This window comes from Streptomyces sp. NBC_00425 (assembly GCF_036030735.1).
GTDB lineage: Bacteria > Actinomycetota > Actinomycetes > Streptomycetales > Streptomycetaceae > Streptomyces.
The window spans coordinates 8,379,554-8,404,766 of sequence record NZ_CP107928.1; the positions used below are offsets into that span (position 1 = coordinate 8,379,554).

The following is a 25,213-nucleotide window of genomic DNA, read 5'->3' on the forward strand; positions in this document are numbered from 1 at the left end:
ACCCGGCGTTCACCAGCAACCATCCCGAAGGCTGGGGGCACGTCCCGTCAGGCCTCGAACCTGCGGCCAAGCGCTTGGAGGGCGCTTGGCGAGGATGCGTCTGCTACGCCTCTGACCTGCCCTTGCGTGATTCCCTGACCGGCCGTCAGCGAATCTTCCAGCGTTTTCGGGAAGGACCCCGTCGGCCCCGACCGTTGACGGGTGTCTGGCTGTCCTGCGACAGGCCCATCGAACCTGGTCTGCCCTGGACGCTCTGGGCGCTCGACAGGACTCTGAGTGGGCCGATGCATCCGTTCTGGCCCGGCGTTTCCCCTCGCTCCCCCTGACGTGATTCCGATGAACTGCGCACACTCACCGCAACCGGTGCGACCACCACCATCCGACGCGGGCTGACCGTCGCCACCGCCGGGTTCCTGGCCCTGGCCGGGGTTCTGCTCGGGACGGCCGGGGCGTACGCCATCCTGCTAGCCGTCTTCGCCGACGACCTCAGTCGGCTTGGCCACGTGCCCTATGTGTCACACGCGCTCACGCTGATCGGCCTTCCCGTCACCTCCGCGGCCACGGCGTGGCTTGCGTCGGCCCGCGAACCAGGGTCGATGACGCGGCTGCGGCTTGAGTGACTCACCCCCCTAGCCTCGCGCTTTCACGAGGTGGGGTGTCCGAGGCTTGATCAAATAAGCGGAGAGTGCTCCTGACCTGCAACGATGGGACTTGTCTAGGGTCCTGTTGGCTGCACGGAAAGAAGCACTCTCCAGGTGAAGAAGCGTATCGGGTCGTACCCGCGTGTCCGCACCGAGGGCGGCGGCAGGGCGGTGGTCTCGCAGGCCGGGGGCGTGCTGCTGGTCGAGACCGTCCGCAAGGCCGGCTTGGACACCGCGATATCGGCGGCGCTGACGCCGTGGCGGAAGGCTCGGGCGGTGCACGACCCGGGCAAGATCCTGCTGGACCTGGCCCTGGCGGTCGCGCTGGGCGGGGACTGCCTCGCGGATGTCGCCATGCTGCGGGCCGAGCCGGCCGTGTTCGGGCCGGTGGCCTCCGACCCGACGGTCTCCCGCCTGATCGACACCCTCGCAGCCTCCGGGGAGAAAGCCCTGCGGGCCATCCGTGCCGCGCGGGCTGAAGTCCGCGAACATGTCTGGCGGTTGGCCGGCCGAGAAGCGCCTGATGCGGGCGGGACGGTGACCGTGGACCTCGACGGGGTGCTGGTGATCGCGCACTCGGACAAGGAAGACGCCGCGCCCACGTGGAAGCGAACCTACGGCCACCACCCGCTGATGGGGTTTGTCGACCACGGACCGGGCGGCACGGGTGAACCGGTCGCGGCCCTGCTCAGACCGGGCAACGCGGGATCGAACACGGCCACCGACCACATCACCGCCGCCCAACTGGCCCTGGCCCAGCTGCCGAAGAAATACCGGCGCGGGCGCCGGACCCTGATCCGCACCGACTCTGCGGGCGGCACCCACGACTTCGTCGCCTGGCTCGCCCGGCGGGGACGGTGGCTGTCCTACTCGGTCGGCATGGTGATCACCGAGCAGGTCCACCAGCATGTGCTGAAGGTTCCGGCATCGGCCTGGACGGCGGCCGTCGAGGCGGGCGGCGAGATCCGCGACGGCGCCTGGGTCGCTGAACTCACCGGCGACGTCCTGGACGCCTGGCCCAAGGGCATGCGGCTGATCGTCAGGAAGGAACGACCGCACCCCGGGGCCCAGTTGCGGCTCACGGATGCGGACGGCATGCGGCTGACCTGTTTCGCCACCAACACCTTGGGCCGGCCGATCGCCGAGCTCGAGCGCCGTCACCGCCTGCGGGCCCGGGCCGAGGACCGCATCCGCGCCGCCCGGGCCACCGGCCTGCGCAACCTGCCCCTGCACCGCACGGCCCAGAACCGGATCTGGCTGGAGATCGTGCAGATCGCTCTCGACCTGCTGGCCTGGATGCCGATGCTCGCCCTGACCGGCAAGGCCAGGCTCTGGGAACCCCGCCGACTACGGCTCCGCCTGTTCACCGCGGCCGGACAACTCGTGACCACCGGCCGTCGGCGAATCCTCCGCCTGGCCCGGCACTGGCCCTGGACCGGCCACATCACCGCCGCCCTCGACCGGCTCACCCAACTGCCCGACACTGGCTGACCAGCGGATTCCCCGTCCCTTCGACAGAACCTCAACACCCGGAGCAGTGGAATCCGGCGCCACCCCGAGGCGACACCCGGGCCCTCGGCCTGCACAGCCTCAACCCACGGCACAAAAACGGTCCACCGACTCCGTCGGCGGACCGTCACGAAACTTCGAGGCTAGTGATCATCCTGGTCAGTTTCTTCATCGCCGGCTGCAGCGTGGCCGGGGTCCTGCGCGACCGCAAGCGGCCTTTCAGTCTGCTGACCGGCACGCAGCTCGGGGTGCTGCGGCGGGTGGTGCTTCTGGAGAGCACGGTCCCGGTCGCGGTGGTCGCGGTGGTGGCGATCGGGGTGGGTTTCCTGGCTGCCCGGCTGTTCGTACAGGCACAGTTCAGTCACTCGATCCGGACGCCGGGGATCCAGTACTGCGCGATCGTGCTCGCCAGGCTCGTAACTTCGCTGGGGGCATCGCCTCCACGATGCCTCTGCTGAGGCGGATCACGGGACCCGAAACGGCACGCAACGAGTAGCGGAAATGACGACGGCCGGTCCGAGCTCGTCCCTCGTACAGGACCCATTTCATGACGGGCGTTCTCAAATTCCTGCTTCGCAGTCGCCGGACCGATGTTGGCAGAGCACCAATAACACCTGCCGCGCGCTGCTGACCACTGTGTCGGCCGCTGTGTTCAGGTCGCGTTCAGGTCCGGCCGGGCCTCGGCCAACTCCCGTACCGGAAGCGCAAAAACTCCGGCAAAGAGGTCTGGGGCGAGGGCTAAGCACCATGTCATCGTGCCTGTCATGTCGACTGATCACCTCACTCACAACCGGCCCGCGGGCTACATCCGTCACGCGGCGAGCAAGGTGCCGGAGGTGACCGTCTACTTCTGGATCATCAAGGTGCTGACGACCGGCATGGGCGAGACGGCCTCGGACTGGCTGGCTCACCTGCTCGGCCCGATCCCCGCGGTCGGCCTCGGCGGCATCGCTCTCGCGGCCGCCCTCGCGGTGCAGTTCACCGTCCGGCGGTACGTGGCCTGGATCTACTGGACGGCGATCGTCATGGTCAGCGTGTTCGGCACGATGGCAGCCGATGTCCTGCACGTCGGCCTCGGAGCGCCGTACACGCTGTCGACGCCGTTCTTCATGGCCGCGCTGGCTGCCGTCTTCGCCCTCTGGTATCGCAGCGAAGGCACCATGTCGATCCACAGCATCCACACCCGGCGCCGCGAGATCTTCTACTGGGCCGCCGTGCTGGCCACGTTCGCGCTGGGCACCGCTGCGGGGGACCTCACCGCCACGATCGGCTTCGGTTACCTGGGTTCCGCCGTCCTGTACGCCGCCGTGATCGCCGTTCCGGCCGTCGCCCACCGCTGGGGCGGCCTGAACACGGTCGCCGCGTTCTGGGCGGCGTACGTCATCACCCGCCCGCTCGGTGCGTCCGTCGCCGACTGGATGGCCGTCGGCCACGGCCGGGGCGGGCTGGATCTGGGTCTGGGGCCGGTCACGCTGTCGTGGACGGTGGCCATTCTCGGTTTCGTCGGCTATCTGGCCGGCTCTCGTAAGGACATCCGGCACGAAGTCATGCCGTGACTGGTCCTGACGGGCCGTGATACGCCGGCGCCGGCGCGTGGCACGGCTCTCAACCGGCGGGCAGGCTGACGACGAACCGCGTTCCGGGCGTGTGCCCGTGGTCGTACGTCACCTCGCCACCGGCGGAGCGGGCCAGGCGTCGCGCCAGCGGCAGCCCGAGGCCCGCACCGTGGTGTCCGTCGCCGGGATCCGCACGTTGCCCGGGTTCGAAGAGCCGTGAGGTGAACGGGCGTGGTACGCCGGGTCCGTCGTCGGTGACGTCGATGCGTACGCCGTCGGGTGTGCGGTACGTGCGGACGGTGACGCGGGAGTGGGCATAGCGGCAGGCGTTGGCCAGGAGTGGGCTGACGATGCGTTCGAGAAGGGCCGGCGGGACGCCGGCCTGCAGGTGCGGGCCATCGGTGGTGAGCGTCAAGTGGCCTGGTACGTCGATGAGTTCGGCGAGGTGGCTCAGTGTTGGCATGACTTCGGTGGTGCCCGGAGCGGTGAGGGTGGCGCCCCGGGCATCGTCCAGGAGGGTGTCGCAGATGGTGCGCATGGACTCGGCGGCATCGGCGATGACCTTGTGGGTGGTACGGGTTTGGTCGTCCGTGCGGGGGCGGGTCTGCCACCAGTCGAGTTCGGCGATGATCCGGCTCAGGGGCGTACGCAGCTCGTGCGAGAGTTCCCCGGTGAGCTGCCGTTCGTGGCGCAGCAGGGTGCGGATGCGGTCCAGCATGGCGTCCAGCGACGCGCCGAGGCGCGCGAGTTCCGCCGGGTGTCCCGTGCTGCCGAAGCGTTCCTTGGAGGCTACGGCGCTCCACTCAATGGCCTGGTCGGTCATCGCGCGGACGGGGCGCAGCGCGCGGCCGACCGCGAGCCGGGTCAGGGCGTAGGTGCAGGCGAGCATCACGGCGTCCAGGGCGAGTGATCCCAGCAGCAGTGTGTCGGCCGAGCTCCGGTAGGGAGAGAGGTCGAGCGCGGTGACCACCGTGGCCTCGCTTCTTTCGCCGGGCACCGGTTGGGAGCACAGCCGGAGGGAGCCATGGACGTCGGCGGTGACGCACCGCCGTCCGCCGCGTTCGGCGAGTGCGTCGGCGACGTGGGTCAGCGGGCCGGCGTTCGGCGGCTGTTCCAGCAGACGCCGGCCGGCGTGGATCCACACGTTGGTGTCGAGGAGGTCGTCGTGGGAGGTCGCCAGGACGCGCACCGTTGTGCCGGTGGTGTCGATGGTCGTCGCGACGGCGGCGGCGCGAGTGCGCAGTTCGTCGTCCGCCTGGTGCTGGAGGCGGCGCTGGGCCACGGCGTTGAAGGCGACGGTGAGGACCAGCATCAGCAGCGCGGCCGTGGTGAGGGCCACGAGTGAGAGCCGGCCGCGCAGAGTGCGGGGCGCCAGACGGTGGAGGACGGCGGTCACGGTGGGCCGCGGCCGGTGGCGGACACCGTTCATGACAGGCGGTGCCCGATCCCTCGGGCCGTGCCGATCGTCCGGTCGCTGCCTGCCTCGCGCAGCTTGCGGCGCAGGCGGGTCAGGTACTGGTCGAGGGTGTTGTCGTGTACCTGGGCGCCCTCGTGCCAGCCCGCCCGGACCAGCTCGCGCCGGCGCACGACACCGCCGGAAGCCGCCATGAGCGCGGCCAGGAGACGGAACTCGGTCGGCGTCAGATCGACCCGGATGCCCCGGACACTGACCAGGTGCCGGACGGCGTCCAGGACCAGGTCTCCCGCCGTGGTGACGGGCGGCGGGGCGGCCCGTTTGAGGGCTGCCCGCAGGCGGGCGGCGAGTTCGGCGAGGTGGAACGGCTTGGGCAGGTAGTCGTCGCCTCCGGCGGAGAACCCGGACAGCCGGTCGGCCAGCCGGTGATGGGCGGTCAGGAAGATGACGGGGGAGAGGAACCCGTTCGCGCGCATCGCCTGGCACACGTCCCGCCCGTCGGCGTCGGGCAGCCCGATGTCGAGGACGGCGGCGGAGATCTCACCGGTGGCCAGCCGCAGGGCGGTGGCGCCGTCCGGCGCGGGCATGGTATCGAAGTCCTCGTCGCGCAGCCCGCGCATCAGCACATCACGCAGGGCGTGATCGTCCTCGACGACCAGGATCGTCTGCCGCATGGTTCTCCCTCTGTTCTCGTGCCCTGTCCGTTCGTCCTCCTGCTGTGCCCGTCAGCCCCGTCGCATCGCGTGACGTGTCCGTGTCCGTCGTACCAGGGGTCCATCCCTCGGGCAGGCGGCTGGCCACGGCGCACAGACACACGCCCAGCCAGCCGAGGGCGAACAGCCAGCCGCCGACGACGTCGGTGAACCAGTGCACTCCGAGGTAGACGCGGGTCAGTCCGACCAGCGCGCCCCAGCCGCCGATGACCAGGGTGAGCGGTGTCCTGCCACGCGGGCCGCGCACGTGGACGGCGATGATCAGCAGCCCTGCGGTGAGGGCCGCCGTGGTGGTGTGGCCGGACGGGAACGCCCATCCCGAGGCGTGTGTCTCCCAGTCCGCCAGGGGTGGCCGCGGCCGGGCGACGAGCGCCATCACCGCGTACCGCAGCCCCTGGCCCGTCCCGAGACAGGCCAGGCAGAGGGCGACGGCGAGTGCCCGCTGCCGGAGAGTGCGTCCAGTGATGATTCCGGCCAGCGCGGCCAGCGCGAACGGGACGACGCCCGTTCCGGTGGCGGTCAGCCCGCGGGCGAACGCCAGGGCCACGTCCGGCCGGTGGGCGGCGGACCACGAGAGGAGGTCGCCGTCCGCGAACAGCGGTATGCCGTCGTGGCCCACCACGATCATGGTCAGGACACCGAGAGCGGTCCACGCGCCGAGGCCGCAACTGCCGGCCAGGTCCGCTACGTTGCCGCGCTTCATGACGCCACCACCAGCAGCGGACGCAGCCGGGTGTCCGTGAGCCGCAGGGCCAGGGCCTCCGCCCGCCTGCGCAGTGCCGACATGGCGAGCAGCGCGGCCAGGGCGCCCACTGTGACGCCCGCCACCACATCGTGGGGGTAGTGCGCGCCGACCCAGACCCGCGAGACCGCCATCGCACCGGCGGCCACCGCGGCGACCGTGCCGAGTCGGCGGGAGACGAACAGCAGGGCGACGGCCGCCGCGGCGGCGACGGCCGCGTGGTTGCTGGGGAACGACCAGTCGCCGTACGACGGACATGCCTCCAGCGTGGCCACCCGCAGGCTCTGGCAGGGCCGGTCCTCGCGCACCAGCAGCTTCAGCGCCGCATCCACCCCGTAGGCGACGACCACGACGAGCGGTGCGGCGAGGGCCGTCACCGACGCGGCGGCACCTTCCCGCCGGGCCTGCCACCAGCCGACGGCCATGAGTACCGCGAACAGCGCGAGTCCGTACGTCGACCACGCAGTCACCGTGTCGTTCAGCCACGCGGGAGCGTGCCGGGCCAGGTTCACCATGTCGGTGTAGGCCGGGCCGTCGACCGACGAACCGTCGAGGGCGAGGATCATCCGCGTGCCTCCGGTGCCTCCGGTGCCTTCGCCTTGGCCTTTGCGTCCCGGTGCGAGCGCAGCACCTCGCCGGCCACCGGGATCAGTGACAGGGCCACGATGACCGCGACGATCGGCAGCAGGTACCGGTCCACGTTCGGTACGGAGGAGCCCAGCGTGTATCCCGCCAGGGTGAGCCCCAGGCTCCACACCAGCCCGCCGGTCACCTGCCAGAGGGTGAACGTCCGCGCCGGCACCCCCAGCGCGCCCGCCATCGGGTTCAGGACCGTGCGCACCACCGGAACGAAGCGGGCCAGCACGATCGCCTTCGCGTACCCGTACCGCACCAGCAGTTCCTCCGCACGTCTCGCGCCCTCGTGCAGGCGGGCCGAACAGCTCCGGGCGAGCAGGGCGCCGCCCGCTCTTCGGCCCAGGAGATATCCGCACTGCGAGCCCGCCAGAGCCCCCGCCGCAGCGGCGACCAGGAGCGGGACGAGCGACAGCTTCAGGCCGCGGTCGGCGGCGCCCGTGCACAGCAGCCCGGCCGTGAAGAGCAACGAGTCGCCCGGGAGGAAGAAGCCGATCAGCAGCCCGGTCTCGGCGAACAGCACCACACCCACGCCCAGCACGCCGAACGCGGACAGCAGGGACCGGGCATCCAGCACATTGACGGCGAGCTGCGACGATAGGTGCACGGCTGTGGTCATCGTCGGGAGCCCTTCATCCTTCGTACGGATTCCTTTGTGCGGATTCGTTCGTACGGACCGTCGGATGCGGCGCAACGGCACACCCGACGACTGACTACAATTCTGTAGACGGTCTACTGAACTGTAGACGATAGTGGGGCGAGGAAGGTTCCATGACCGACGCGAAGGACGAGAGGCGGCCGGCCGGCGAGCTCGAAGCCGCTGTCATGGCCGCGCTGTGGGCGGCCGGGGTTCCGCTCAGCGCAGGACGCGTGCAGACCGAGCTCGGCTCCGGCCTCGCCAGGACGACCGTGACGACGATCCTGACCCGGCTGCACGAGAAGGGCGTCGTCAGCCGTGAGCGGCAGGGCCGCGGCTACGCCTACGTTCCCGTGCAGGACGCTCCCGGCCTGACCGCCCGGCGCATGCACAGCGAACTCGACCGGGACACCGACCGCGAGACGGTCCTGGCCCGCTTCGTCGCCCAGCTCAACCCCGGCGACGAGCAGCTCCTGCGCCGGCTCCTGGAGGGCGACGAGCTATGACCGCCCTCCTGCTCGTACCGCTGATCCTGCCCTTCCTCGCGCCGATGCCGGCCCGCCGAACCCTCGGCCGCCTGGCCCCCGCCACCGCCCTGTGGATCCTCACCGCATCGGCCCTGGCGCTGGCCGGAGCCTGCGTCGCTGCACTCGGCGCCCTGGTCCTGACCGGACTCCTCAAGCTGCCCGCCCTCGCAGCCCTCGGCGAACTCATCCACCCCCTGCGCACCCCGGCGGACTGTCCCGTCCTCCCCGTGGCCGTCGCGGCCACCGGAGTGCTAGCCCTGAGCACACTGACCCTCGCCCGCTCGGCCTTCCGGCAGGCCCGCGCATTTCGTACGGCCCGCACGCAGGCCGACCGCCGTCCCGCCGCCGGTGACCTGTGCGTCGTCGACTCGCCCCACCCGGACGCGTACGCCCTGCCCGGACGGCCCCACCGCATCGTCGTCACCACCGCGATGCTGCGCAGCCTCGGCCCCGCCGAGCGCGAGGCACTCTTCGCCCACGAACGCGCCCACAACCGGGCCGGCCACCACTACTTCCTGGCCGCCGCCGAACTCGCCGCCCACTGCCACCCCGCCCTGCGCGCCCTTCGCGACACCATCCGGCTCGCCGCCGAACGGGCCGCCGACGAGACCGCCGCCACCGCCGTCGGCGACCGACGCCTGATCGCCACGGCCATCGCCCGCGCCGCCCTCGCCAGCCACGCCTCCCCCTCCACCCGACCGGACTTCGCACCCGCGGCGACGACCGGCCCGGTTCCCCAACGCGTCGCCGCCCTTCTCGAGCCGTCCCCGGCAGGTTCGCGCACCATGCGCCTTACCGCGTTGCTTCTCGTGGCCTGCACGGTCTTGTCCGTCGCCGCCGGAACAGCCGGCGTCGTCGACTTCCACCACGAGGTCGAGATCGCCCAGGGCGAGGCAAGCCCCTGACCGGTTCGGTTCCGGTGGCCCACTGCCTGGGGTTCAGGCTGCACGCCGAGTGATCAGCCTCGGGCGAGGACCTGCAGCAGCCGGAGCAGGACGCCGGTGGCGTCGGTGGCGTCGGTGGCGTCCGAACTTTCTGGGACCCGGCTCGATGTCCTCGTCGTGGAGCGGCTGGTGGCGGGCTGGGCGAGGAGATGGGCGAGAAATACGGCACGGCCGAGCCGGTGCCGCAGCCAGGACGCGGCGCGGGTGTGCATCGGCCCATCGTCATCAGGGCGGACCCGGCGGGCCGGGAAAGCCGCGCGGCAGTCAGGATGCGTTCAGGCAACCGCTGGCAGTGTCCCGCCCCATGACCTACGAACTCTCCGAAACTCCTGAGGCCGAACCGGGCACGAGTGCCTCCGTCCGCCCTTCCCACCGCCTGCGCTGGAACAAGGTCCCCGAGGTCACCGCCTACTTCTGGATCATCAAGGTGCTGTGCACGACCGTCGGCGAGACCGCGGCGGACCTGCTCAACGAGAAGGCGGGTCTGGGCCTGACCGGTGTGTCGGTCCTGATGAGCGCGCTGCTCGCGGTCGTCCTTGTCGTGCAGTTCCGTACGACCGCCTACCGCGCGGGCGTCTACTGGCTCGCTGTCGCCCTGATCAGCGTGGTCGGCACGCTGATCAGTGACAACCTCACCGACAACATGGGCGTGCCGCTGGAGACGACCACCACGGTCTTCGCGCTCCTCCTCGCGGTCGTCTTCGGTGTCTGGTACCGGCGTGAGCGGACCCTGTCCATCCACAGCATCGACACCACCGGCCGTGAGTCGTTCTACTGGCTGGCCGTACTGTTCACGTTCGCCCTCGGCACGGCGGCCGGTGACCTGGTCTCCGAGCGCATGGACCTCGGCTACTGGTTCGCGGCCGTCCTGTTCGCCCTGGCCATCGGCGCCGTCGCGGTCGCGCACTTCGCGTTGGGTCTGGACTCGGTGTGGAGCTTCTGGATCGCCTACGTCCTCACCCGCCCGCTGGGCGCGTCGATCGGCGACTACCTCTCCCAGCCGACCGGCGACGGCGGCCTCGGCCTCGGCACCGTCGTCACCAGCGCGCTGTTCCTCACGGTCGTCCTCGGTCTGGTGGTGTACCTGGCGGTGACGCGCAAGGACGTCGTGGACCCCGGGCGCGTCGTTCGGTAGACGGCCTGCACGGCTCGGGAGGCGTTCAGGAGGCATGCGCGTCGCGGTTTGCAGCAGGGGCTCAGGGCCGGGCCGTCGCGACCCCGTGCAGGCGCTCTACACCCTGGTTGAACCGACGCAACAGGAGCAGCGCGGTCGTGGCCAGGCCGGCGAGCAGGCCCAGCCAGATGCCGACGGTGTCCCAGCCGGTGGCGAAGCCGAGAAGTGCGGCGGCGGGCAGGCCGACGAGCCAGTAGCCGACGAGGGTGACGCGGAAGCCGCCCTTGGTGTCGTCGAGGCCGCGCAGCAGGCCGACGCCGATGTTCTGGGCGCAGTCGAAGAACTGCATCACCGCGGCGATCAGCAGGAGGTTCGTGGCGAGGTCGGTGGCCGTCCGGCTTCCGCCCTCGAAGAACGGCGCCAGCACCAGGCGCGGGAGAGCGACGTAGACGACCGCCACGACCGCCATGACCGCGGCGGCGCACGCGAGCGCCGTCGCCTTCAATCGTTGGGCGGCCCCGGTGTTGCCGAGGGCGAGTTCACGGCTGACGCCGAGGGATGCGGCGTGGGAGAGGCCGACGGCGATCTGGAAGACGATGTAGACGAGTTGGTTGACGGCGGTGTGCGCGGCCAGCGCGGCCGTGCCGAAGCTGCCCACCAGCAGGGCGACGACGGAGAAGAAGCCCGCCTCGGAACCGTAGGTGGCGGCGATCGGCGTACCGAGTGCCGTCAGCCGGCGCAGGGTGGCCGGACGGGTCTTCCAGATGCTCAGCGACAGCACCGGCGCCAGCCGTGGATCGCGGCGGGCGGAGAGGTACAGGGCGAGGAAGGACAGTGCGTACACCGAGCTCGTCGCGAGCCCGATGCCCGGCAGGCCCAGCTTCGGCAGGCCCCAGGTTCCATGGATGAAGACCCAGTTGAGCCCCGCGTTGACGGCGATCGAGGCGATCGTGATGCGCAGGAGGGCCTGGGGGCGGCGCATGCCCACCGTGAACTGGCGTATCGCCTGGAACCACAGGCAGGGCACCAGGCCGGGCGCCATCGTGTACAGCACCGGCTTCGCCGCGGCGACCACGTCCGCGTCCTGGCCGAGGAACACCACGGCATGCCCGATCAGCACCATCAGCAGCGCGCCCGCGAGACCCGCGAGCGTGGACAGCAGCAGGCTCGCCCGGACGAGGTCCCGGACCTCCTCGCGAGTGGCCTCCGCCTCGGCGCCCTCGGCCTCCGTATCCCGCGTCTCGGCGCGCGCGTCCGCCGCGGCGACCTGGTTGCCGACGGCAGTGACGAGGCCGACGCCCATGGTGCGCAACTGGTTGAAGATCACCATGGCGAGGCCGCCGGCCGCCAGGGCCTCGGTGCCGAGCAGGCCCATCATGATCGTGTCGGTGGTGGTGAGCGCGACCTGGGCGAGCTGGGTGAGCGCGAGCGGCACGGCGAGCGTGGCGAGGGCACGGCCGTCGGTGAGGAGGCGGGCGAGGGCGGGCTGCATCAGTCCTGTTCCTGCGAGGGGTCCGGCGAGGAGTGCGGCGGGGTGGGGAGTCAGCGGAGTTTGGTCAGCAACTCGTCGACTTCGCGCTCCACCTGGGGGGAGAGGAGAGCACGGGCGGCCATCCAGTCGTCGTCGAAGACGGTGTCCATGTACTTCTCTCCGCCGTCGTTGATCAACGCGACCATAGTCGTGCCGGGTGGCAGCGCGGAAAGCCGGGCCAGGGCCTCGTACACGACGCCGCCCGCCGAGCCGCCGAGGAGCAGTCCGGTGCGCCGGGCGACGGCCCGCGCGGTGGCGAACGCCTCGACGTCGCCGACCTTGACGCCCTCGTCCAGCAGCGAGTAGTCGACCATCGCCCCGATCGTCGCGCCCTCGGGCGTGCCGGTTCCCGATTGGTGGTAGTCGTGCGCGGGCGGCCCGAACGCGATCGAGCCCTTCGGCTCCACGCCGACGATCCGCACCCCGGGTACCGTCTCCCGCAGCGGACCCCCGGTCCCGAACAGTCCGCCTCCGGTGCCGACCGCGCCGATGAGGATGTCGATACGGCCGTCCAGCGCGGCGTGGAGTTCGCGGGCCACCGGGTGGTAGCCCACTCCGTTCGCCATGTTGTTGTGCTGCTCGGTGAAGTAGGCGTTGTCCGACTCGGCGGCCATCTTCTCCGCGAACTCCTCGCGGGCGGCGGTGGCCAGTTCCTCGTCCCCGTCGTCGGCGACGTACACCAGCTCCGCGCCGAGCGCCTTCATCGCGCGCAGCTTGTCGACGGCGGCGTGGTGGTCGACGACGGCGGTGAAGGTGTAGCCGCGCTCGGCGGCCACGACGGCGAGGCCGAGCCCGGTGTTGCCGGAGGTCGACTCGATGATCCGGCCGCCGGGGCGCAGCAGGCCGCGTTCCTCGGCGTCGACGACCATCTGCCGGGCCATCCGTATCTTGGCGGTGCCGGTCGGGTTGAACTGCTCCAGCTTCAGCAGCAGCCGGGCGTCGCTCTCCGTACGGGCCAGCTCGAACAGCGGGGTGGCGCCGATGAGTTCGGAGACCTGCCGCACGATGGGCGGCCGGTACAGGGGGTCGTCCATGGAGGCTCCTGTGGTCGTCAAGCGGTCTTTGGTCGGTCGTCGATTCGGTCGTCGATCGGTCTTCAGCGGGGATGGCGGTCGAGGCGCCAGCGGAAACGGGATCCCGAGAGCTCGACGACGACCTTCGGGGGCAGCGGAAGGTCGTGGAACGGCGACTCGTTGGAGTCCATCTGGTAGCCCGCCGTGTTCAGGTACACGAGCAGGTCACCGACGGCCGGCCGCACCGGGAAGGGGATCTTGCGCCAGGTCAGCATGTCCGACTCCAGGCAGGTCGCCGCCCCCACGCACGCCGGGTACGGCCCCGCGTCGGCGACCGGACGGGCAGCTGCGGGCACGAGCACCGGGTCCGGCAGGAACTCGCTGTCGAACCACTGCTCCGACAGGCTGAGGCTGCTGCCGTCCACGGTCAGGATCGCGTATCCGTCGCGCTCCTTCACGCCCTGCACGCGGAACACCGTGAACCCGGCCTGGTCCAGCAGCGCCCGGCCCGGTTCGACGAGAAGGGCGACCCCGGCCGTACGCAACAGCTCGGCCAGTGGGAGGACTTGGCCTGTCGGGGTGGCCGTCAGGATCGTACGCAGAGCGTCGGCGCCGGCGACGGGGGAGTGGTACGGATAGAAACCCCCGAAGGACTTCTCCGCGTGGAAGTGTTCGGGGCGCCGGCTCTCCTCGAACCGCCGCCAGTCCTCCGCCGCCACGTAGTCCACGGCGAGGCCGCCGCCGACGCTGATCCGGTCGGCGGGCAGTCCGAGAGCCCGGGCGCGGGTGCACAGGGTGACCAACTCCGCGGCGAGGTCGGTGCGTTGGCGGACGTCGTAGCCGGAGAGATGGAAGCTGAACCCCTCCATGCCGACGGGCCCGTCGACGCATCGCCGCAGGGCTGTCTCCAGTTCGCCGTCGTTCAGACCGAAGCGGCTGTGCGACTGCTCCGGAGGCAGGCGGCGCAGCAACACCCGTGCCGTACGGCCGAGTTCATCGGCCAGGGCGATCAGCCGGTCCAGTTCGTCCAGCGCGTCCACCGCGATCAGCGCGCCCTGGAGCACGGCGACCCGCAGCAGCCCGTCCGCCTTGGCCGGACCGGTCACCACCAGGTCCTCACTGCGCACCCCGGCCGCCAGGGCCTCGCGCAGCTCCCCGTGGCTCGCCACGTCCACGCCCAGGCCGGCCACGGCAGCTCGTTCGGCGTAGACGGCCGCCTTGTTGGCCTTCTTCGCGTAGTACACGCGGCCGTCCACTCCCGCCTCGGCGAACACGTTCCGGAACGCCGCGGCGTTCGCGTCGAAGCGTTCGGGGAGCAGTACGTGGTACGGGCCGTCGAGGCCATGGCTCAGCTCGTCCAGCAAGAGGCCGGCCAGCAGGGTCCGTACCTCGGGTGTCGTGTGCGAGGGGAGTGCCGTGGTCACCTCCACAGCGGCACCGCCGTGCCGAACCCCTGGGCGAGGGCCAGTTGGGCGAACCGGTGGCCCAGGGCGATGTCGGTGACGACGAGCCCGCTGTTGTACGCGAAGATCCGCTGATCCGGGTCCGTGCGGCCCTCGGCGCGGCCCGCGAGGACCTCGGGGAACTCGGCGTCCACGTCACGGAGTTGCCCGTCCGCATCGGCCATGTCCACGCCCGTGACGCGCATCTGCGCCGCGCTGGTGGCGATCACCCGGTCGGCCCGGTGCAGCGTCGAGGGCCCGATGCCGTAGCCGATGAGGACGGACAGGGCGGCGGGCCTGAGCCACTCCGCGTCCACGGACGCCGGGGTATTGGGGCCCGCCGTGGCGAGCACGATGTCCGCGTCGCCGGTCGCCGCGCGCAGATCGGTGACGATCTCCAGCTCCCGGTCGGGGAAGTACGCGTGCAACTGCTCGCGCACCGCCCGGATGCCGTCCGGATGCGTGCCGAAGAGCATCAGCCGCTCCAGGTCCGGCAGCGTGGTCAGCAGGAACGGCAGGGCGAGCCGTCCCTGTGTGCCGGTGCCGATGACCAGGGCGTTGCGGGCGCCGGGCACGGCCAGTTCGCGGGCCAGCAGCGCCGAGACCGCCGGGGTGCGCAGCGCGCCGACCCGGCCGCAGTCCAGCATCGCGACCGGCAGCCCGGTCTCGTCGTCGTACAGGGTCAGCGTCGTGTAGTAGTGCTGCTTGTCGCGGTCCTCGTGCAGGCCGTACTTGTACGACGTCTTCACCGCGACCACGCCCCGCTCGCCGTCGCGGCCGAGCATCGCGTACGCCACCGAGTGGCCGTCCTCCGGCTTGACGGTGAGCTTGCGCGGGTTGTCGGACCTGCCGTCGGCCAGCGTGCGGTACGCCTGCTCGACGACGGAGACGACGTCGGACAGGGTGATGTCGATGCCGGCCACGTCACTGGTGCTGAGGATCCGCAGGGTCGTGTCGTCGGACGCCATGGTGCTCCCCGTCTCCGCGATGTCGGTGTCTGTGTCTGTGCCGGTGCCGATGTCGGTCATGCGAACGCCTCGACGGCCGCCTGGCCGTAGCCGTGCTCGAACCGCTCGGCCTGCGGACGGGTACGACGGCCCGGCACCCGCACGGAGGAACGTTTCAGCCAGCGGTCGGTGCCGTCGTAGCGCGCCTTGAAGGGGACCCGGCCGTGCACGACGAGGTCGTTGTCGACGACCAGGACGTCTCCCGGCGTCAGGGCCACCGCCACGGAGACCCGGGAGAGCTCGGCCTCCAGCCGGCCGTAGGCCGCGCGGTGTTCCTCGGGCGCCTCGTCCAGGGGGGTGTAGGCGGGGTCGAAACGCAGGGTCGGCCCGTCCGGCGACTGCCACACCGTCGGCACGGGTGGCGGGGTGCCGTCGTAGCCCTGTGCCTCGGCGTAGGCGTCGTCGGGCAGGATCGGCAGTACCGGCAGGCTGAGCAACTCATGGTCCTGTGCGTCCAGTTCGACCCGGCGGATGCTGGCGGCCGTGGTCGCGACGGAGTCCGGGTTGCGCAGGCAGCCAAGTACCAGCAGATGGGCGCGGCCGGGGTGGAAGGCGTCCTCGGTGTGCGGGCTGAGCAGCACACGGCTGCTGGCTCCGGTCTGTTCGGCCTCGTGCCCCGGCGAGGGGACGATGTTGTGCACGAACCGGCCGTCCTGCTGGCCCTCCCAGGCCAGCGGCGTGCCCATCACCGTGGAGAGGAGGAGCAGGACCACGTCGTGCAGCGCGCCGGCGTTCCCGGCGGTCGACCAGTGGCCCGGGGTGAGGCCGATCGCCTCGTCGTCGACCGGGAGGCCGCGCAGTACGAACAGTCCGTCGGCGGTGTCGACCGGGCGGCAGGCGTGCCGGATGTCGTCGCTCAATTCGGCGGCGGCATCGGGGACTTGGGCGAGCAGTCCGGGGTGGGTGGAAACGCCGTCGAAGGCGTCGAGCAGGGCGTGGGCCGTGGTGAGCAGTTCGGTCACGGCGTGGGGGTGGAGCTGACGTACAGGCGTGGCTGCCGTCGGCATGGGTGAACCGTCCGTTCCGGTGCGGGTGAGGGGCGGGCGGTGGGCCTCTGTCGATGAAGAGGCCGCGTTGACCGAACGGAAACATAGCCAAACCACAACAGGCAGGCAAGGCTTACCTAAGTTGATCAGGATCACAGCGGGTGCCCTCTTGTGTGATCACTGTAAATCAGGATAGGCAAACCTAAGCATTCGAGTCGCGCGTGAAATCGAGGACAAAGTGGACCTGAACAGACGTCAACTCCTGTGGGCCGGTGGCGCCGTCGGCGCGATCGCCCTGCTGGCCGCCTGCGGCGGCGGCGATGACGCCGAACCGACCGGGTCCGCCACCGGCTCCGCCAAGCCCCGCAAGGGCGGCACCCTCCGTGTCGGCGCCCTGGGCCGGGCCGCGGCCATCACCCGCGACCCGCACGGCTCCCAGGCCAACGAGAGCGACTACCTGATCATCAGCCTCGTCTACGACACGCTCACCGTGCCCGGTACGAAGCCGAACACCGAGCCCCGGCTGGCCGCGAGCTGGACGCCGTCCGAGGACCTCAAGACCTGGAAGTTCAAGATCGCCCAAGGGGCGACGTTCCACGACGGGTCCCCGGTCACCGCCAAGGACGTCGTCTACTCCCTCAAGCGTCTGCGCGCCACCCCCGCCGGCGCCTCCCGGCTGCCCGGCATCCAGGCGAAGAACATCACGGCCGAGGGCACCGACACCGTCGTCCTGGTCTCCGACTACGCCAACGCCGAACTGCCGCTGCTCACCCGCCTGACCACCTTCGTCGTCCCCGACGGCACCACCGACAAGGACATCGCGAAGGCGCCCGGCACCGGCCCCTTCAAACTCGGCTGGTTCCGCACCGGCAACGCCCGCCTGGTCCGCAACGACGACTGGTACGGCGGCGACGTGTACCTCGACGCCATCGAGGTGAAGATCTTCGAGAGCCCACAGGCCATGGCCAACGCCCTGCTGGCCGGGCAGATCGACCTCGCCTCCAACGTCGGCGCCGTCGCCGCCCGGACCGCCGAGTCCCGCAAGGACGTCCAGACCGTGCGCCGCCCCAATGACATGGCGATGCCGATCGTCATGCGCACCGCCGACGGCCCCTTCGCCGACCCCAAGGTGCGCGAGGCACTGCGCCTCGCCGTAGACCGCGAGGCCATGGTCAAGCAGGTCCTGTCCGGCTACGGCACCATCGCCAACGACATCCTCGGCACCGGCGACCCCGCCTACGACAAGAGCATCCCGCAGCGCGCCCGCGACCTCGCCAAGGCCAAGGAGCTGCTGAAGGAGGCGAAGTTCGACACCTCCAAGACCTACGAACTGCTCACCACCGAGGACATAGCCGGCCTCGCCGAGTCGGCCACCCTCTTCGCCACCCAGGTCCGCGAGGCCGGCGTCAAGGTGAAGGTCGTCAAGCAGGAGTCGGCCGTCTTCTGGGACAAGACCTGGCTCAAGGGTGACCTCTACACCACCTACTGGGGCACGAACGACTCCGTGGTCTTCTTCGCCAGCAAGACCATGGTCTCGGACAGCGGCCAGAACGAGGCCGGCTGGAAGTCCACCGAGTTCGACACGGCCTACCAGAAGGCCATCGGCACTGCCGACGCCGCCCAGCGCACCCAACTCCTGGGGCAGCTCCAGCAGATCGAGTACGACAGCTCCGGCTACCTCCTGTGGGGCATGGCCGACGGCATCGACCTCGCCGGGGCCAAGGTGCGCGGCCTGCCGAAGCTGCCCGGATACGGAAGGGTGCAGCTCGAAGGCGCATGGCTGGCCAGTTGACCTCCGAGCCCGTCGCACCGGCCGCTGCCCCGCCCGCCCCGGGGAAGCGGCCGGCCCGCGCGTCCCTCCTGTTCCTGGCGCGGGCGGGGAGTGCGCTGCTGAAGCGGACGGCTCTGCTGGCTCTCCTGCTCGCGCTGGTCTTCGCCGCCGTCGCACTGCTCCCGGGCGACGCCGCCGACGCGACCTCCGAACGCGGTGAGAGCGCGGCCGACCTCGCGGCGCGCCGTGAACTGCTGGGCCTCAACCGCCCTGTCCTGGAACGCTTCTGGGACTGGATGACCGGCCTGCCCACCGGCGACCTCGGCATCTCCGCGCGCGGCGAGAAGGTCACCGACCTGGTCTCCGCAGCCTTCCCCAACACCCTGCTCCTGGGCGGTGTCGCCCTGCTGCTCACCGCGGTCCTGTCCCTCGCCCTGGGCTGCTGGGCCGCCCTGAGGCCCAGCGGACGCCTGGACCGGGCCGTGTCGGGCTCGGCGACCGCGGTCCTCGCCCTGCCGGAGTTCGTCGTAGCCGTCGCCCTGGTCCTGGTGCTGTCCCTGTGGACCGGCTGGCTGCCCGCGGTCACCCTCACCGGCGCCGACGGATCCCCCGCCTCCTGGGACATGCTGGTGCTGCCCGCCCTCGCCCTGACCATCCCCCAGGTCGGCTGGAACACCATGATCGTGCGCGCCGCCCTCGCCGACGAGACCCGCGCCCCCCACGTGGAGACCGCCGTGCTCGACGGACTGCCGCCCCACCGCGTCCTCACCCACCACGTACTGCCCGGAGCCCTGCCCGCCATCGCCGCGGGCCTCGCCACCTCCACCGGCATGCTGCTCGGCGGCGCGGTCGTCGTCGAAACCATCTTCAACTACCCCGGCATCGGATCAGTGCTCGCCTCGGCGGTCACCGACCGGGACAGCCCCGTCATCGCAGGCGTCACGGCACTGTCCGGCGCCGTCATCACCGCGGTACTGCTCCTGGCCGACCTGGTACGCACCGTGGTGACAGGAGGACGACGATGACGACGCCCGGCAGCGACGCCGAGCCGACGCTGAAACCCTCCCGCAGCGAGGGGAGGCCGACGACGAAGACATCCCGCACGAGGATCGCCCTGCGCGTCCTGCCGGCAATCCTCCTGACCGGCCTCGCCCTGATCGGCCCCTGGATCGCCCCGCACGCCATCGACACCCCGGTGACCGCGCCCTACGCGGAACCCGGCGCGGACGGAACCCTGCTCGGCGGCGACCAGCTGGGCCGGGACGTGCTGAGCCGGCTGCTGGCCGGCGGACGCGACCTCGTCCTGTCCTCCCTGCTCGTCGCGGCCCTGGTCACGGGCACAGCCGCGCTCCTCGGAGCGATCGGCGCCGTACGTCCCCTCATCGGACGGCTCGTGGAACGGACCGCCGACCTGATGATGCTGCTCCCGGCCGTCCTCGGCATCCTCCTCGTCACGTCGTCCTGGCCCGACGGCGGCCGGCTCGCCGTCATCGCCGCCGCCGTCGTGCTCGGTGTGCCCTACGCGGTCCGCCTCGCGGCCAGTGCGGCGGCCCCCATCGCCGAGACCGGGTACGTCGAGGCGGCGGCAGCGGGCGGCGAACGCCTCTGGTACCTCGTCCTCCGGGAGATCCTGCCCAACCTGCGCGCCACCCTGCTCGCCCTGTTCGGGCTGCGCTTCGTCGCCGCCGTGTACCTCGTCGCCACAGCCGGCTTCCTCCAGGTCGGCCCACAACCCCCGGCCGCCGACTGGGCGTTGATGATCCGCGAGAACTCCCCCGGCATCCTCCTCAACCCCTGGTCCGTGGTCGCCCCGAGCATCGCCGTCGCCCTCCTCGCCCTCAGCGTCAACCTCGCGACCGCCGCCCTCGCCCCCCAGACCGGCCGGAAGGCGATGACCGTCCTGTGAGCCACACGCCCGACCGGTACGCCAAGCCCGAGAACCCGCCGAGCGGCACACCCGCCGTCCAGGTCACCGGCCTGACGGTGACCGCACCCGACGGCCGCCTCCTGCTGCGCGACGCGTCCCTGACCGCACACCCCGGCCGACTGGTCGCCCTGACCGGCCCCTCGGGCGCCGGCAAGACGACCCTGCTGCGCGCGCTCACCGGCCTCCTGCCCCCCGGAACGACACGCACCGCCGGCCACGTCGACGTCCTCGGCCACGACGTCTTCGCCCTCTCCGACCCGCAACTGCGCGCCCTGCGCGGCACCCGACTCGCCTACGTCGGCCAGGACCCCGGCTCCGGCCTCAACCCCCGTATGCGGGTCCGCAGCCTCGTCCGCGAACTCGCCGCGGACCGCAGCGCGGAGGCAGTCGCAGCACTCCTCACCGAGGTCCGACTCCCCGACGACGACGGCCACCTCGCCGCACGCCGCCCCGGCGCCCTCTCCGGCGGACAGCAGCGCCGCGTCGCTCTCGCCCGCGCCCTGGCCCGCCGCCCCGACATCCTCCTCCTGGACGAGCCAACCGCCGGCCTCCATCCCGAACTGCGCGACGAGATCGGCCAGTTGCTGCAACACCTCGCCCGCGAACACCACCTCGCCATCGTGTTCGCCTGCCACGACCCCGCTGTGGTCGAGCAGTTCGCCGACGAGGCCGTACAACTGGGTGTCCACCTGCCCCCGCCGATGCGCACGCCCGCCGCACGGCCCTCGGCCGCCCTGACGGCTGAGGGGAGGGGCGCACCCGCCCTCGAAGTACGGGACCTGCACGTGAGTTTCCGTGGAACGCCCGCCCTCACCGGCGTCGGACTCACCGTCACCGCCGGCTCCGCGGCCGGCATCGTCGGCGTCTCCGGCTCAGGCAAGACCACGCTCGTCCGCACCGCCGTAGGACTCCAGCGCAGCACCTCCGGCACGATCCACCTGTCCGGCACGCCCCTGAGCACCGGCCTGCGCGGACGCACCCGTACACAGCGGCGTCGACTGCAACTCGTCACACAGAACCCGCTCGGCGCGCTGAACCCGAGCCACACCGTCGGCGCCACCTTGGGCCGCCCGCTGCGGCTGCACCGCCGCTGCGCATCCAGGGACGTCGGCGAACGAGTGGCCGAACTCCTGGAACAGGTCGGACTGCCGCCCGCCTTCGCCGCCCGTTACCCGCACGAGTTGTCCGGAGGGCAGCGCCAGCGCGTCGCCATCGCGCGAGCACTGGCCGCCGAGCCGGAGGTACTGATCTGCGACGAGATCACCTCCGCACTCGACCCCGACACAGGCCACGCGATCATGGACCTCCTCACTGGCCTGCGCGAACGTCGCGGCACGACCCTCGTCCTCATCAGCCACGACCTGCCCCTCATCGCCGACCGCACGGACACCGTCACCGTCCTGGAAGCGGGCCGCGTCGTCGAGTCGGGCCACACGGCCGACGTCTTCACCGCCCCACAGCACGCGGCGACACAGGCACTGCTGGGCACGTCCGCGCCTGCCGCGAGGCCCTGACCGCGGGCCGCCGTGCACCGCCGAAGAGACTTAAAGCCGGTGACGCGGACGCGAAAGCCGCCGTTGGCCGCGGGGTGGGATTCGCGGGCGGTCGGGGTGCAGCGTTCCAGGTGGAGTCACCCCGGTCGAGCGGCTGATCCTGCGCGAGCTCGTGACCAAGCTGCTGGCCCACTCCGCGCGCGGCACGGTGCAGGGCCCCGCGCGAGCGTGACGGGTGGGCTGACCCGTCTGATCGCACGCATGGAGGAGGCCGGGCTGCTCGCCCGCCACCCCCACCCCGACGACCGCCGGGCCGCGCAACGAACAGGATTACCCCTGTGGAGATCCTTTTGATCGGCGGCCACGGGCGTGATCGGCTCCCGCCTCGTCGCGGAGGCGCTGAGCCGCGGCCATGAGGTGACAGCCGAGACCCGCTCCGGCTCGGCCGCGGCCCTGCCCGAGCACCCGGCCCTGACCCCACTGGTCCTCGACGCCTCCGTGCCCGGCAAGGTGGCCGAGGCCGCCGCCGGCCATGACGCGGTGGTCTCCGCGCTCTCCCCGCCCCGCGACGGCTCCGACCCGACCGCCCAGCTCCTGGCGGTCTGCCGCTCTGACCAGACACCCACATTCGCCCGGCTGATTGAGTCAACGTACAGGCCGGATGCCCGGTGCACGGTGACGTCCGGTGAGCGCCGACCCTCATCGGCTCCGCCGGTACGGCGATCGCGCTCGCGCCGGTGGGTCAGCCGCTTTCCGCGGACGGTCGTTGCCGAGTGAGCCGGAACTCGAGCATCGCCGCAAAGCGTTCGTTGGGATCGTTCAGGTTCAGTTGTGCGACTTCTGCCGCCCGACGAAGGGGGTATCTGCATGTGTTGGGGTGTACATCCATAGCCGCAGACGCGTTCAGGGTGTTGCCGAGTTGGTCGAGCCATAGGGCCACGGTTGCCGCCATCGTGGTTCCGTGTTCTCGATCGTGGTGACGCAGCCGGGCGATGGGGCCGTCCAGCAGTCCGCCCTCGTTGTGCAGTTGGTCACTGATCTCCAGGAAGAGTGCGTCGATTTGGACGTCGGCGACCATCGCGACTCGGCCGACTGGTTCCTGGCGCAGGACACGCAGGGTTCTGTCCGCATCATGCCGCGAGCGAGCGAGCGAGGTCGGCCGGATCGGATGACGAGACTTCGCGGGAAGGGCGTGACTACCTTGCCCACAGGGACGTCGCCATCAGCGGAGGCGCTGTATGCCGTCGGATTCGACATCCGGTCTGCTCAGGAGCAGTCAGAATCGTCATGGGCCGGCCGATCCCCGACGGATGATTCGAGCCGGCGCAGGCCGCTCCGCTCAAGCGTCCCAACCTGCTTCGTGCGGTGCTCAGTGACCGGCAAAGCGGGACTTCACCGCGAGCGAGCCGAACACCAAGTACGTCGGCGACATCACTTGTCTGCCCATCGGAGATGGCCAATTCCTCTATCTGGCAACGGTGTTGGACCTGCATTCCAGGCGACTCGCGGGCTGGTCGATCGCCGACCACGTGCGCACCGAGCTGGTCACAGACGCGCTCGAAGCCGCCGCCCACACCCGGGGCGGCAGTCTCGACGGGGCGATCTTCCACAGTGACAACGGAGCGCAATAACAGGACCCGGTCTGGGAGCCGTACCTGATCGCCCGCAACGGCAAACTCGTCGCCTACTACTCCGACGAGAACGACTATCTCAGCTACGACACCACTACTGGCATACCGGTCCTCGACCCGGACAACGACACCGCGCCGGACTCGGACGGCCAGATCCTCGCGCACAAGGTCTGGGACGGGCCGCAGCACGTCCTGGAGCCAGCCGGTCGTCGACATGGCAGGTGCCACGGTCAGCCGGGCCAACGGCGAGACACGGATCGGCGGCAAACGCCCGGGCATGACGACGCTGGCCCCGACGACCGACGGGCAAGTGGATCGTGACCTACGAGTACTTCGTCGGCGAACCGGACGTCCGCTACAGGATCGCGGACGATCCGCTGGGCATGGCGATTCGACGCAGCCGCGCAGTCAACGAGGTCTTCGGGACGGCCGTTGAACGCGGATACTTCTCGCACCATCCGCTGAACGGTCTTCGCTGGTCGGCGCCGGAGGTCGCTGACGAGGTCGACCCCGACTGCGTGCCGAACCCGGCCCAGGTCGCACGGCTGCTCGCGGCCGTCAGGGCCTTGCCCGGCCGTGGCCCCCATCTCTAGGCCTTCTTCGACTGCAGTATTACGCGTCCTTGCGCCCGGGGGAGGTCATCCACCCGAAGAAGGCCCAGTGCCGTCTGCCGGCGAGCGGCTGGGGTCTGCTGAATCTCAAAGGCGGTGTGGTGACCGCCGGCAAGGAGTGGACCGATGACGGTGGCGCCTACGAAGTCCATTCGCTGAAACGGCGTGCGGCCAAGGCCACGCGTCTCCAGGAGCACCGCACAGCGCGTCAGGTCGCCGAGTTCCTGCGCCCGTTGGGCTTTGAGGTCACCGAGAACGTGGGCGGCACCGGCGTGGTCGGCCTGCTCCGCAACGGCGACGGCCCCGTGGTCATGCTGCGCTCCGACCTCGACGCCCTCCCGGTACGCGAGGACACCGGCCTTGCGTACGCCAGCACCGTCCGCGCAACGGGCGCTGACGGGCAGGAGGTGCCCGTGATGCACGCCTGCGGTCACGATATGCACATAACCTGCCTGCTCGGAGCTGCCACCTTGCTCGCTGAATCGGCCGGCACCTGGTCGGGAACGCTGCTGGCGGTCTTCCAGCCGGCGGAGGAACTCGCACGCGGTGCTCAGGACATGGTCGACGACGGCCTCTTCGAACGCTTCCCGGTTCCTGACGTCGTCCTCGGCCAGCACGTCGCACCGCTGCCCGCCGGAACCATCGCCTACGGGTCGGGACCCATCATGGCGGCCACCGACACCGCCAACGTCGTCCTGCACGGCCGGGGCGGACACGGCTCACGCCCGGAAAGCACCATCGACCCGGTCCTGATGGCCGCACACGTGATCACCCGGCTGCAAGGAATCATCCCCCGCGAGATAGCGGCATCCGAAGCCGCCGTCCTCACCGTCGGACGGCTCCAGGCGGGAACCAAGGACAACATCATTCCCGACCGGGCCGAACTCGGCATCAACGTCCGCAGCTACACCGAGCAGACCCGCAGCTTGATCCGCAGCGCCATCGAACGCGTCCTGCACGCAGAGGCCGAAGCGAGCGCAGCACCAGAACCCCCCGAGATCGAGTGGAGCAGCGCCGCGCCGCCGACCGTCAACGACCCCGAGGCCACCGCTCGGACCGTCACCGCCCTCACCGCCCAGTTCGGCTCGCGCCACGTGGTGGTGCAGCCGCCCGTCACTGCGAGCGAGGACGTCGGCGTGTTCGGACGGGAGTGCGGCGCCCCAACGGTCTTCTGGTTCCTGGGCGGCCTGGACCCCGACGAGTTCACAGCGGCCATGACGCAGGGCCGGCCGGAATTGCTGCCGACCAACCATTCCCCCTACTTCGCGCCGGTCATCGAGCCGACCCTGACGACAGGGGTTCAAGCACTGGTCGCGGCCGCCTTCGCCTGGCTGACACCGCAGAACCAGGCCGCCCGGCCCTGAACCCGAG

The 25,213-nt window shown here is 70.9% G+C and carries 26 protein-coding genes and 1 pseudogene; 15 read left to right on the forward strand and 12 right to left on the reverse strand.

Translation table 11 applies throughout. The features are described from left to right. The first annotated feature begins 755 nt into the window (after window positions 1-755). The 3 genes from OHS82_RS36905 (at window position 756) to OHS82_RS36915 (ending at window position 3,706) form a co-directional block, all read left to right on the forward strand. Window positions 756-2,132, forward strand: a complete 1,377-nt coding sequence (locus OHS82_RS36905) for an IS1380 family transposase (protein WP_328435404.1) — start codon at window positions 756-758, stop codon at window positions 2,130-2,132. A gap of 164 nt (window positions 2,133-2,296) precedes the next feature. Next, window positions 2,297-2,608: a hypothetical protein gene (locus tag OHS82_RS36910; protein WP_328435405.1), complete on the forward strand. Its 312-nt coding sequence runs from the start codon at window positions 2,297-2,299 to the stop codon at window positions 2,606-2,608. A gap of 306 nt (window positions 2,609-2,914) precedes the next feature. Further along, window positions 2,915-3,706: a COG4705 family protein gene (locus tag OHS82_RS36915; RefSeq protein WP_057582652.1), complete on the forward strand. Its 792-nt coding sequence runs from the start codon at window positions 2,915-2,917 to the stop codon at window positions 3,704-3,706. Window positions 3,707-3,755: 49 nt separating this feature from the next. Here the strand turns inward: OHS82_RS36915 and OHS82_RS36920 are convergent, their stop codons facing one another. Genes OHS82_RS36920 through OHS82_RS36940 form a run of 5 tightly spaced genes read right to left on the reverse strand, consistent with a single transcriptional unit; the run spans window position 3,756 to window position 7,827 of the window. After that, window positions 3,756-5,135, reverse strand: coding sequence for a sensor histidine kinase (locus tag OHS82_RS36920; RefSeq protein WP_328435406.1), 1,380 nt, complete (start codon window positions 5,133-5,135; stop codon window positions 3,756-3,758). After that, window positions 5,132-5,794 carry a response regulator transcription factor gene (locus tag OHS82_RS36925; protein WP_328435407.1) on the reverse strand — a complete coding sequence of 221 codons (663 nt, stop codon included), beginning with the start codon at window positions 5,792-5,794 and terminating at the stop codon, window positions 5,132-5,134. The genes OHS82_RS36920 and OHS82_RS36925 overlap by 4 nt, the downstream gene beginning before the upstream one ends. Then, window positions 5,748-6,536, reverse strand: coding sequence for a phosphatase PAP2 family protein (locus tag OHS82_RS36930; protein ID WP_328435408.1), 789 nt, complete (start codon window positions 6,534-6,536; stop codon window positions 5,748-5,750). The genes OHS82_RS36925 and OHS82_RS36930 overlap by 47 nt, the downstream gene beginning before the upstream one ends. Further along, window positions 6,533-7,141: a phosphatase PAP2 family protein gene (locus OHS82_RS36935; protein ID WP_057582648.1), complete on the reverse strand. Its 609-nt coding sequence runs from the start codon at window positions 7,139-7,141 to the stop codon at window positions 6,533-6,535. Before OHS82_RS36935 ends, OHS82_RS36930 begins: the two co-directional genes overlap by 4 nt. Continuing rightward, complete coding sequence (locus OHS82_RS36940; RefSeq protein ID WP_328435409.1) at window positions 7,138-7,827, reverse strand: DedA family protein; 690 nt, start codon at window positions 7,825-7,827, stop codon at window positions 7,138-7,140. Before OHS82_RS36940 ends, OHS82_RS36935 begins: the two co-directional genes overlap by 4 nt. Before the next feature lie 152 nt (window positions 7,828-7,979). On the opposite strand from OHS82_RS36940, the gene OHS82_RS36945 reads away from it, so the two are divergent. Next, window positions 7,980-8,351, forward strand: coding sequence for a BlaI/MecI/CopY family transcriptional regulator (locus OHS82_RS36945; RefSeq protein WP_057582646.1), 372 nt, complete (start codon window positions 7,980-7,982; stop codon window positions 8,349-8,351). Beyond that, complete coding sequence (locus OHS82_RS36950; protein ID WP_328435410.1) at window positions 8,348-9,277, forward strand: M56 family metallopeptidase; 930 nt, start codon at window positions 8,348-8,350, stop codon at window positions 9,275-9,277. The genes OHS82_RS36945 and OHS82_RS36950 overlap by 4 nt, the downstream gene beginning before the upstream one ends. Window positions 9,278-9,330: 53 nt before the next feature. Here the strand turns inward: OHS82_RS36950 and OHS82_RS36955 are convergent, their stop codons facing one another. Then, on the reverse strand, window positions 9,331-9,528 hold the full coding sequence (locus OHS82_RS36955; RefSeq protein WP_328435411.1) for a hypothetical protein: 198 nt from the start codon (window positions 9,526-9,528) through the stop codon (window positions 9,331-9,333). Window positions 9,529-9,620: 92 nt separating this feature from the next. Between OHS82_RS36955 and OHS82_RS36960 the strand changes: the two genes are divergently transcribed. Further along, the gene (locus OHS82_RS36960) at window positions 9,621-10,451 is read left to right on the forward strand and encodes a COG4705 family protein (protein WP_328435412.1); all 831 of its coding nucleotides are present in this window, start codon (window positions 9,621-9,623) and stop codon (window positions 10,449-10,451) included. A 61-nt stretch (window positions 10,452-10,512) separates the two neighbouring features. On the opposite strand, the gene OHS82_RS36965 is transcribed toward OHS82_RS36960, so the two are convergent. The 5 genes from OHS82_RS36965 to OHS82_RS36985 form a co-directional block, all read right to left on the reverse strand. After that, entirely contained in the window at window positions 10,513-11,922 is a 1,410-nt protein-coding gene (locus OHS82_RS36965) for an MATE family efflux transporter (protein ID WP_328435413.1), read from the reverse strand. A 50-nt stretch (window positions 11,923-11,972) separates the two neighbouring features. After that, window positions 11,973-12,995 carry a cysteine synthase family protein gene (locus OHS82_RS36970; protein WP_057582642.1) on the reverse strand — a complete coding sequence of 341 codons (1,023 nt, stop codon included), beginning with the start codon at window positions 12,993-12,995 and terminating at the stop codon, window positions 11,973-11,975. A 62-nt stretch (window positions 12,996-13,057) separates the two neighbouring features. Beyond that, on the reverse strand, window positions 13,058-14,398 hold the full coding sequence (locus OHS82_RS36975) for an alanine racemase (RefSeq protein ID WP_057582685.1): 1,341 nt from the start codon (window positions 14,396-14,398) through the stop codon (window positions 13,058-13,060). Continuing rightward, on the reverse strand, window positions 14,395-15,444 hold the full coding sequence (locus OHS82_RS36980; protein WP_443041027.1) for an ornithine cyclodeaminase family protein: 1,050 nt from the start codon (window positions 15,442-15,444) through the stop codon (window positions 14,395-14,397). The genes OHS82_RS36975 and OHS82_RS36980 overlap by 4 nt, the downstream gene beginning before the upstream one ends. Next, entirely contained in the window at window positions 15,441-16,430 is a 990-nt protein-coding gene (locus tag OHS82_RS36985) for a TauD/TfdA family dioxygenase (protein ID WP_328435414.1), read from the reverse strand. Before OHS82_RS36985 ends, OHS82_RS36980 begins: the two co-directional genes overlap by 4 nt. A gap of 217 nt (window positions 16,431-16,647) precedes the next feature. On the opposite strand from OHS82_RS36985, the gene OHS82_RS36990 reads away from it, so the two are divergent. The 6 genes from OHS82_RS36990 (at window position 16,648) to OHS82_RS43630 (ending at window position 22,377) form a co-directional block, all read left to right on the forward strand. Beyond that, the gene (locus tag OHS82_RS36990; protein WP_328435415.1) at window positions 16,648-18,201 is read left to right on the forward strand and encodes an ABC transporter substrate-binding protein; all 1,554 of its coding nucleotides are present in this window, start codon (window positions 16,648-16,650) and stop codon (window positions 18,199-18,201) included. Further along, complete coding sequence (locus OHS82_RS36995; protein WP_328435416.1) at window positions 18,186-19,205, forward strand: ABC transporter permease; 1,020 nt, start codon at window positions 18,186-18,188, stop codon at window positions 19,203-19,205. Before OHS82_RS36990 ends, OHS82_RS36995 begins: the two co-directional genes overlap by 16 nt. Beyond that, entirely contained in the window at window positions 19,202-20,086 is an 885-nt protein-coding gene (locus OHS82_RS37000; protein WP_079041536.1) for an ABC transporter permease, read from the forward strand. The genes OHS82_RS36995 and OHS82_RS37000 overlap by 4 nt, the downstream gene beginning before the upstream one ends. Further along, window positions 20,083-21,621 carry an ABC transporter ATP-binding protein gene (locus tag OHS82_RS37005; RefSeq protein ID WP_328435417.1) on the forward strand — a complete coding sequence of 513 codons (1,539 nt, stop codon included), beginning with the start codon at window positions 20,083-20,085 and terminating at the stop codon, window positions 21,619-21,621. Before OHS82_RS37000 ends, OHS82_RS37005 begins: the two co-directional genes overlap by 4 nt. A 207-nt stretch (window positions 21,622-21,828) precedes the next feature. Further along, complete coding sequence (locus OHS82_RS37010; protein WP_328435418.1) at window positions 21,829-21,954, forward strand: MarR family transcriptional regulator; 126 nt, start codon at window positions 21,829-21,831, stop codon at window positions 21,952-21,954. 63 nt (window positions 21,955-22,017) lie between these two features. Beyond that, window positions 22,018-22,377: an NAD(P)H-binding protein gene (locus OHS82_RS43630; protein ID WP_443042400.1), complete on the forward strand. Its 360-nt coding sequence runs from the start codon at window positions 22,018-22,020 to the stop codon at window positions 22,375-22,377. Here the strand turns inward: OHS82_RS43630 and OHS82_RS37015 are convergent. After that, window positions 22,343-22,678, reverse strand: a complete 336-nt coding sequence (locus OHS82_RS37015; protein WP_079041535.1) for a helix-turn-helix domain-containing protein — start codon at window positions 22,676-22,678, stop codon at window positions 22,343-22,345. The genes OHS82_RS43630 and OHS82_RS37015 overlap by 35 nt on opposite strands. Before the next feature lie 304 nt (window positions 22,679-22,982). Between OHS82_RS37015 and OHS82_RS37020 the strand changes: the two are divergent. The 3 genes and pseudogenes from OHS82_RS37020 to OHS82_RS37030 form a co-directional block, all read left to right on the forward strand. Then, window positions 22,983-23,228, forward strand: a pseudogene (locus tag OHS82_RS37020) (DDE-type integrase/transposase/recombinase); the annotation flags it as partial. Window positions 23,229-23,548: 320 nt separating this feature from the next. Continuing rightward, on the forward strand, window positions 23,549-23,824 hold the full coding sequence (locus tag OHS82_RS37025; protein WP_057582637.1) for a hypothetical protein: 276 nt from the start codon (window positions 23,549-23,551) through the stop codon (window positions 23,822-23,824). Window positions 23,825-23,853: 29 nt separating this feature from the next. After that, window positions 23,854-25,206 (forward strand): amidohydrolase, encoded by a 1,353-nt coding sequence (locus OHS82_RS37030; RefSeq protein ID WP_242433373.1) that lies wholly within the window; start codon window positions 23,854-23,856, stop codon window positions 25,204-25,206. Window positions 25,207-25,213 lie beyond the last annotated feature (7 nt).

Bases quoted from the DNA above. Each gene is read 5' to 3' on its own strand.
- OHS82_RS36915 (WP_057582652.1), top strand. From the start codon at position 2,915: ATGTCGACTGATCACCTCACTCACAACCGGCCCGCGGGCTACATCCGT.
- OHS82_RS36920 (WP_328435406.1), bottom strand. From the start codon at position 5,135: ATGAACGGTGTCCGCCACCGGCCGCGGCCCACCGTGACCGCCGTCCTC.
- OHS82_RS36925 (WP_328435407.1), bottom strand. From the start codon at position 5,794: ATGCGGCAGACGATCCTGGTCGTCGAGGACGATCACGCCCTGCGTGAT.
- OHS82_RS36930 (WP_328435408.1), bottom strand. From the start codon at position 6,536: ATGAAGCGCGGCAACGTAGCGGACCTGGCCGGCAGTTGCGGCCTCGGC.
- OHS82_RS36935 (WP_057582648.1), bottom strand. From the start codon at position 7,141: ATGATCCTCGCCCTCGACGGTTCGTCGGTCGACGGCCCGGCCTACACC.
- OHS82_RS36940 (WP_328435409.1), bottom strand. From the start codon at position 7,827: ATGACCACAGCCGTGCACCTATCGTCGCAGCTCGCCGTCAATGTGCTG.
- OHS82_RS36945 (WP_057582646.1), top strand. From the start codon at position 7,980: ATGACCGACGCGAAGGACGAGAGGCGGCCGGCCGGCGAGCTCGAAGCC.
- OHS82_RS36950 (WP_328435410.1), top strand. From the start codon at position 8,348: ATGACCGCCCTCCTGCTCGTACCGCTGATCCTGCCCTTCCTCGCGCCG.
- OHS82_RS36955 (WP_328435411.1), bottom strand. From the start codon at position 9,528: ATGCACACCCGCGCCGCGTCCTGGCTGCGGCACCGGCTCGGCCGTGCC.
- OHS82_RS36960 (WP_328435412.1), top strand. From the start codon at position 9,621: ATGACCTACGAACTCTCCGAAACTCCTGAGGCCGAACCGGGCACGAGT.
- OHS82_RS36965 (WP_328435413.1), bottom strand. From the start codon at position 11,922: ATGCAGCCCGCCCTCGCCCGCCTCCTCACCGACGGCCGTGCCCTCGCC.
- OHS82_RS36970 (WP_057582642.1), bottom strand. From the start codon at position 12,995: ATGGACGACCCCCTGTACCGGCCGCCCATCGTGCGGCAGGTCTCCGAA.
- OHS82_RS36980 (WP_443041027.1), bottom strand. From the start codon at position 15,444: ATGACCGACATCGGCACCGGCACAGACACAGACACCGACATCGCGGAG.
- OHS82_RS36985 (WP_328435414.1), bottom strand. From the start codon at position 16,430: ATGCCGACGGCAGCCACGCCTGTACGTCAGCTCCACCCCCACGCCGTG.
- OHS82_RS36995 (WP_328435416.1), top strand. From the start codon at position 18,186: ATGGCTGGCCAGTTGACCTCCGAGCCCGTCGCACCGGCCGCTGCCCCG.
- OHS82_RS37000 (WP_079041536.1), top strand. From the start codon at position 19,202: ATGACGACGCCCGGCAGCGACGCCGAGCCGACGCTGAAACCCTCCCGC.
- OHS82_RS37015 (WP_079041535.1), bottom strand. From the start codon at position 22,678: ATGGTCGCCGACGTCCAAATCGACGCACTCTTCCTGGAGATCAGTGAC.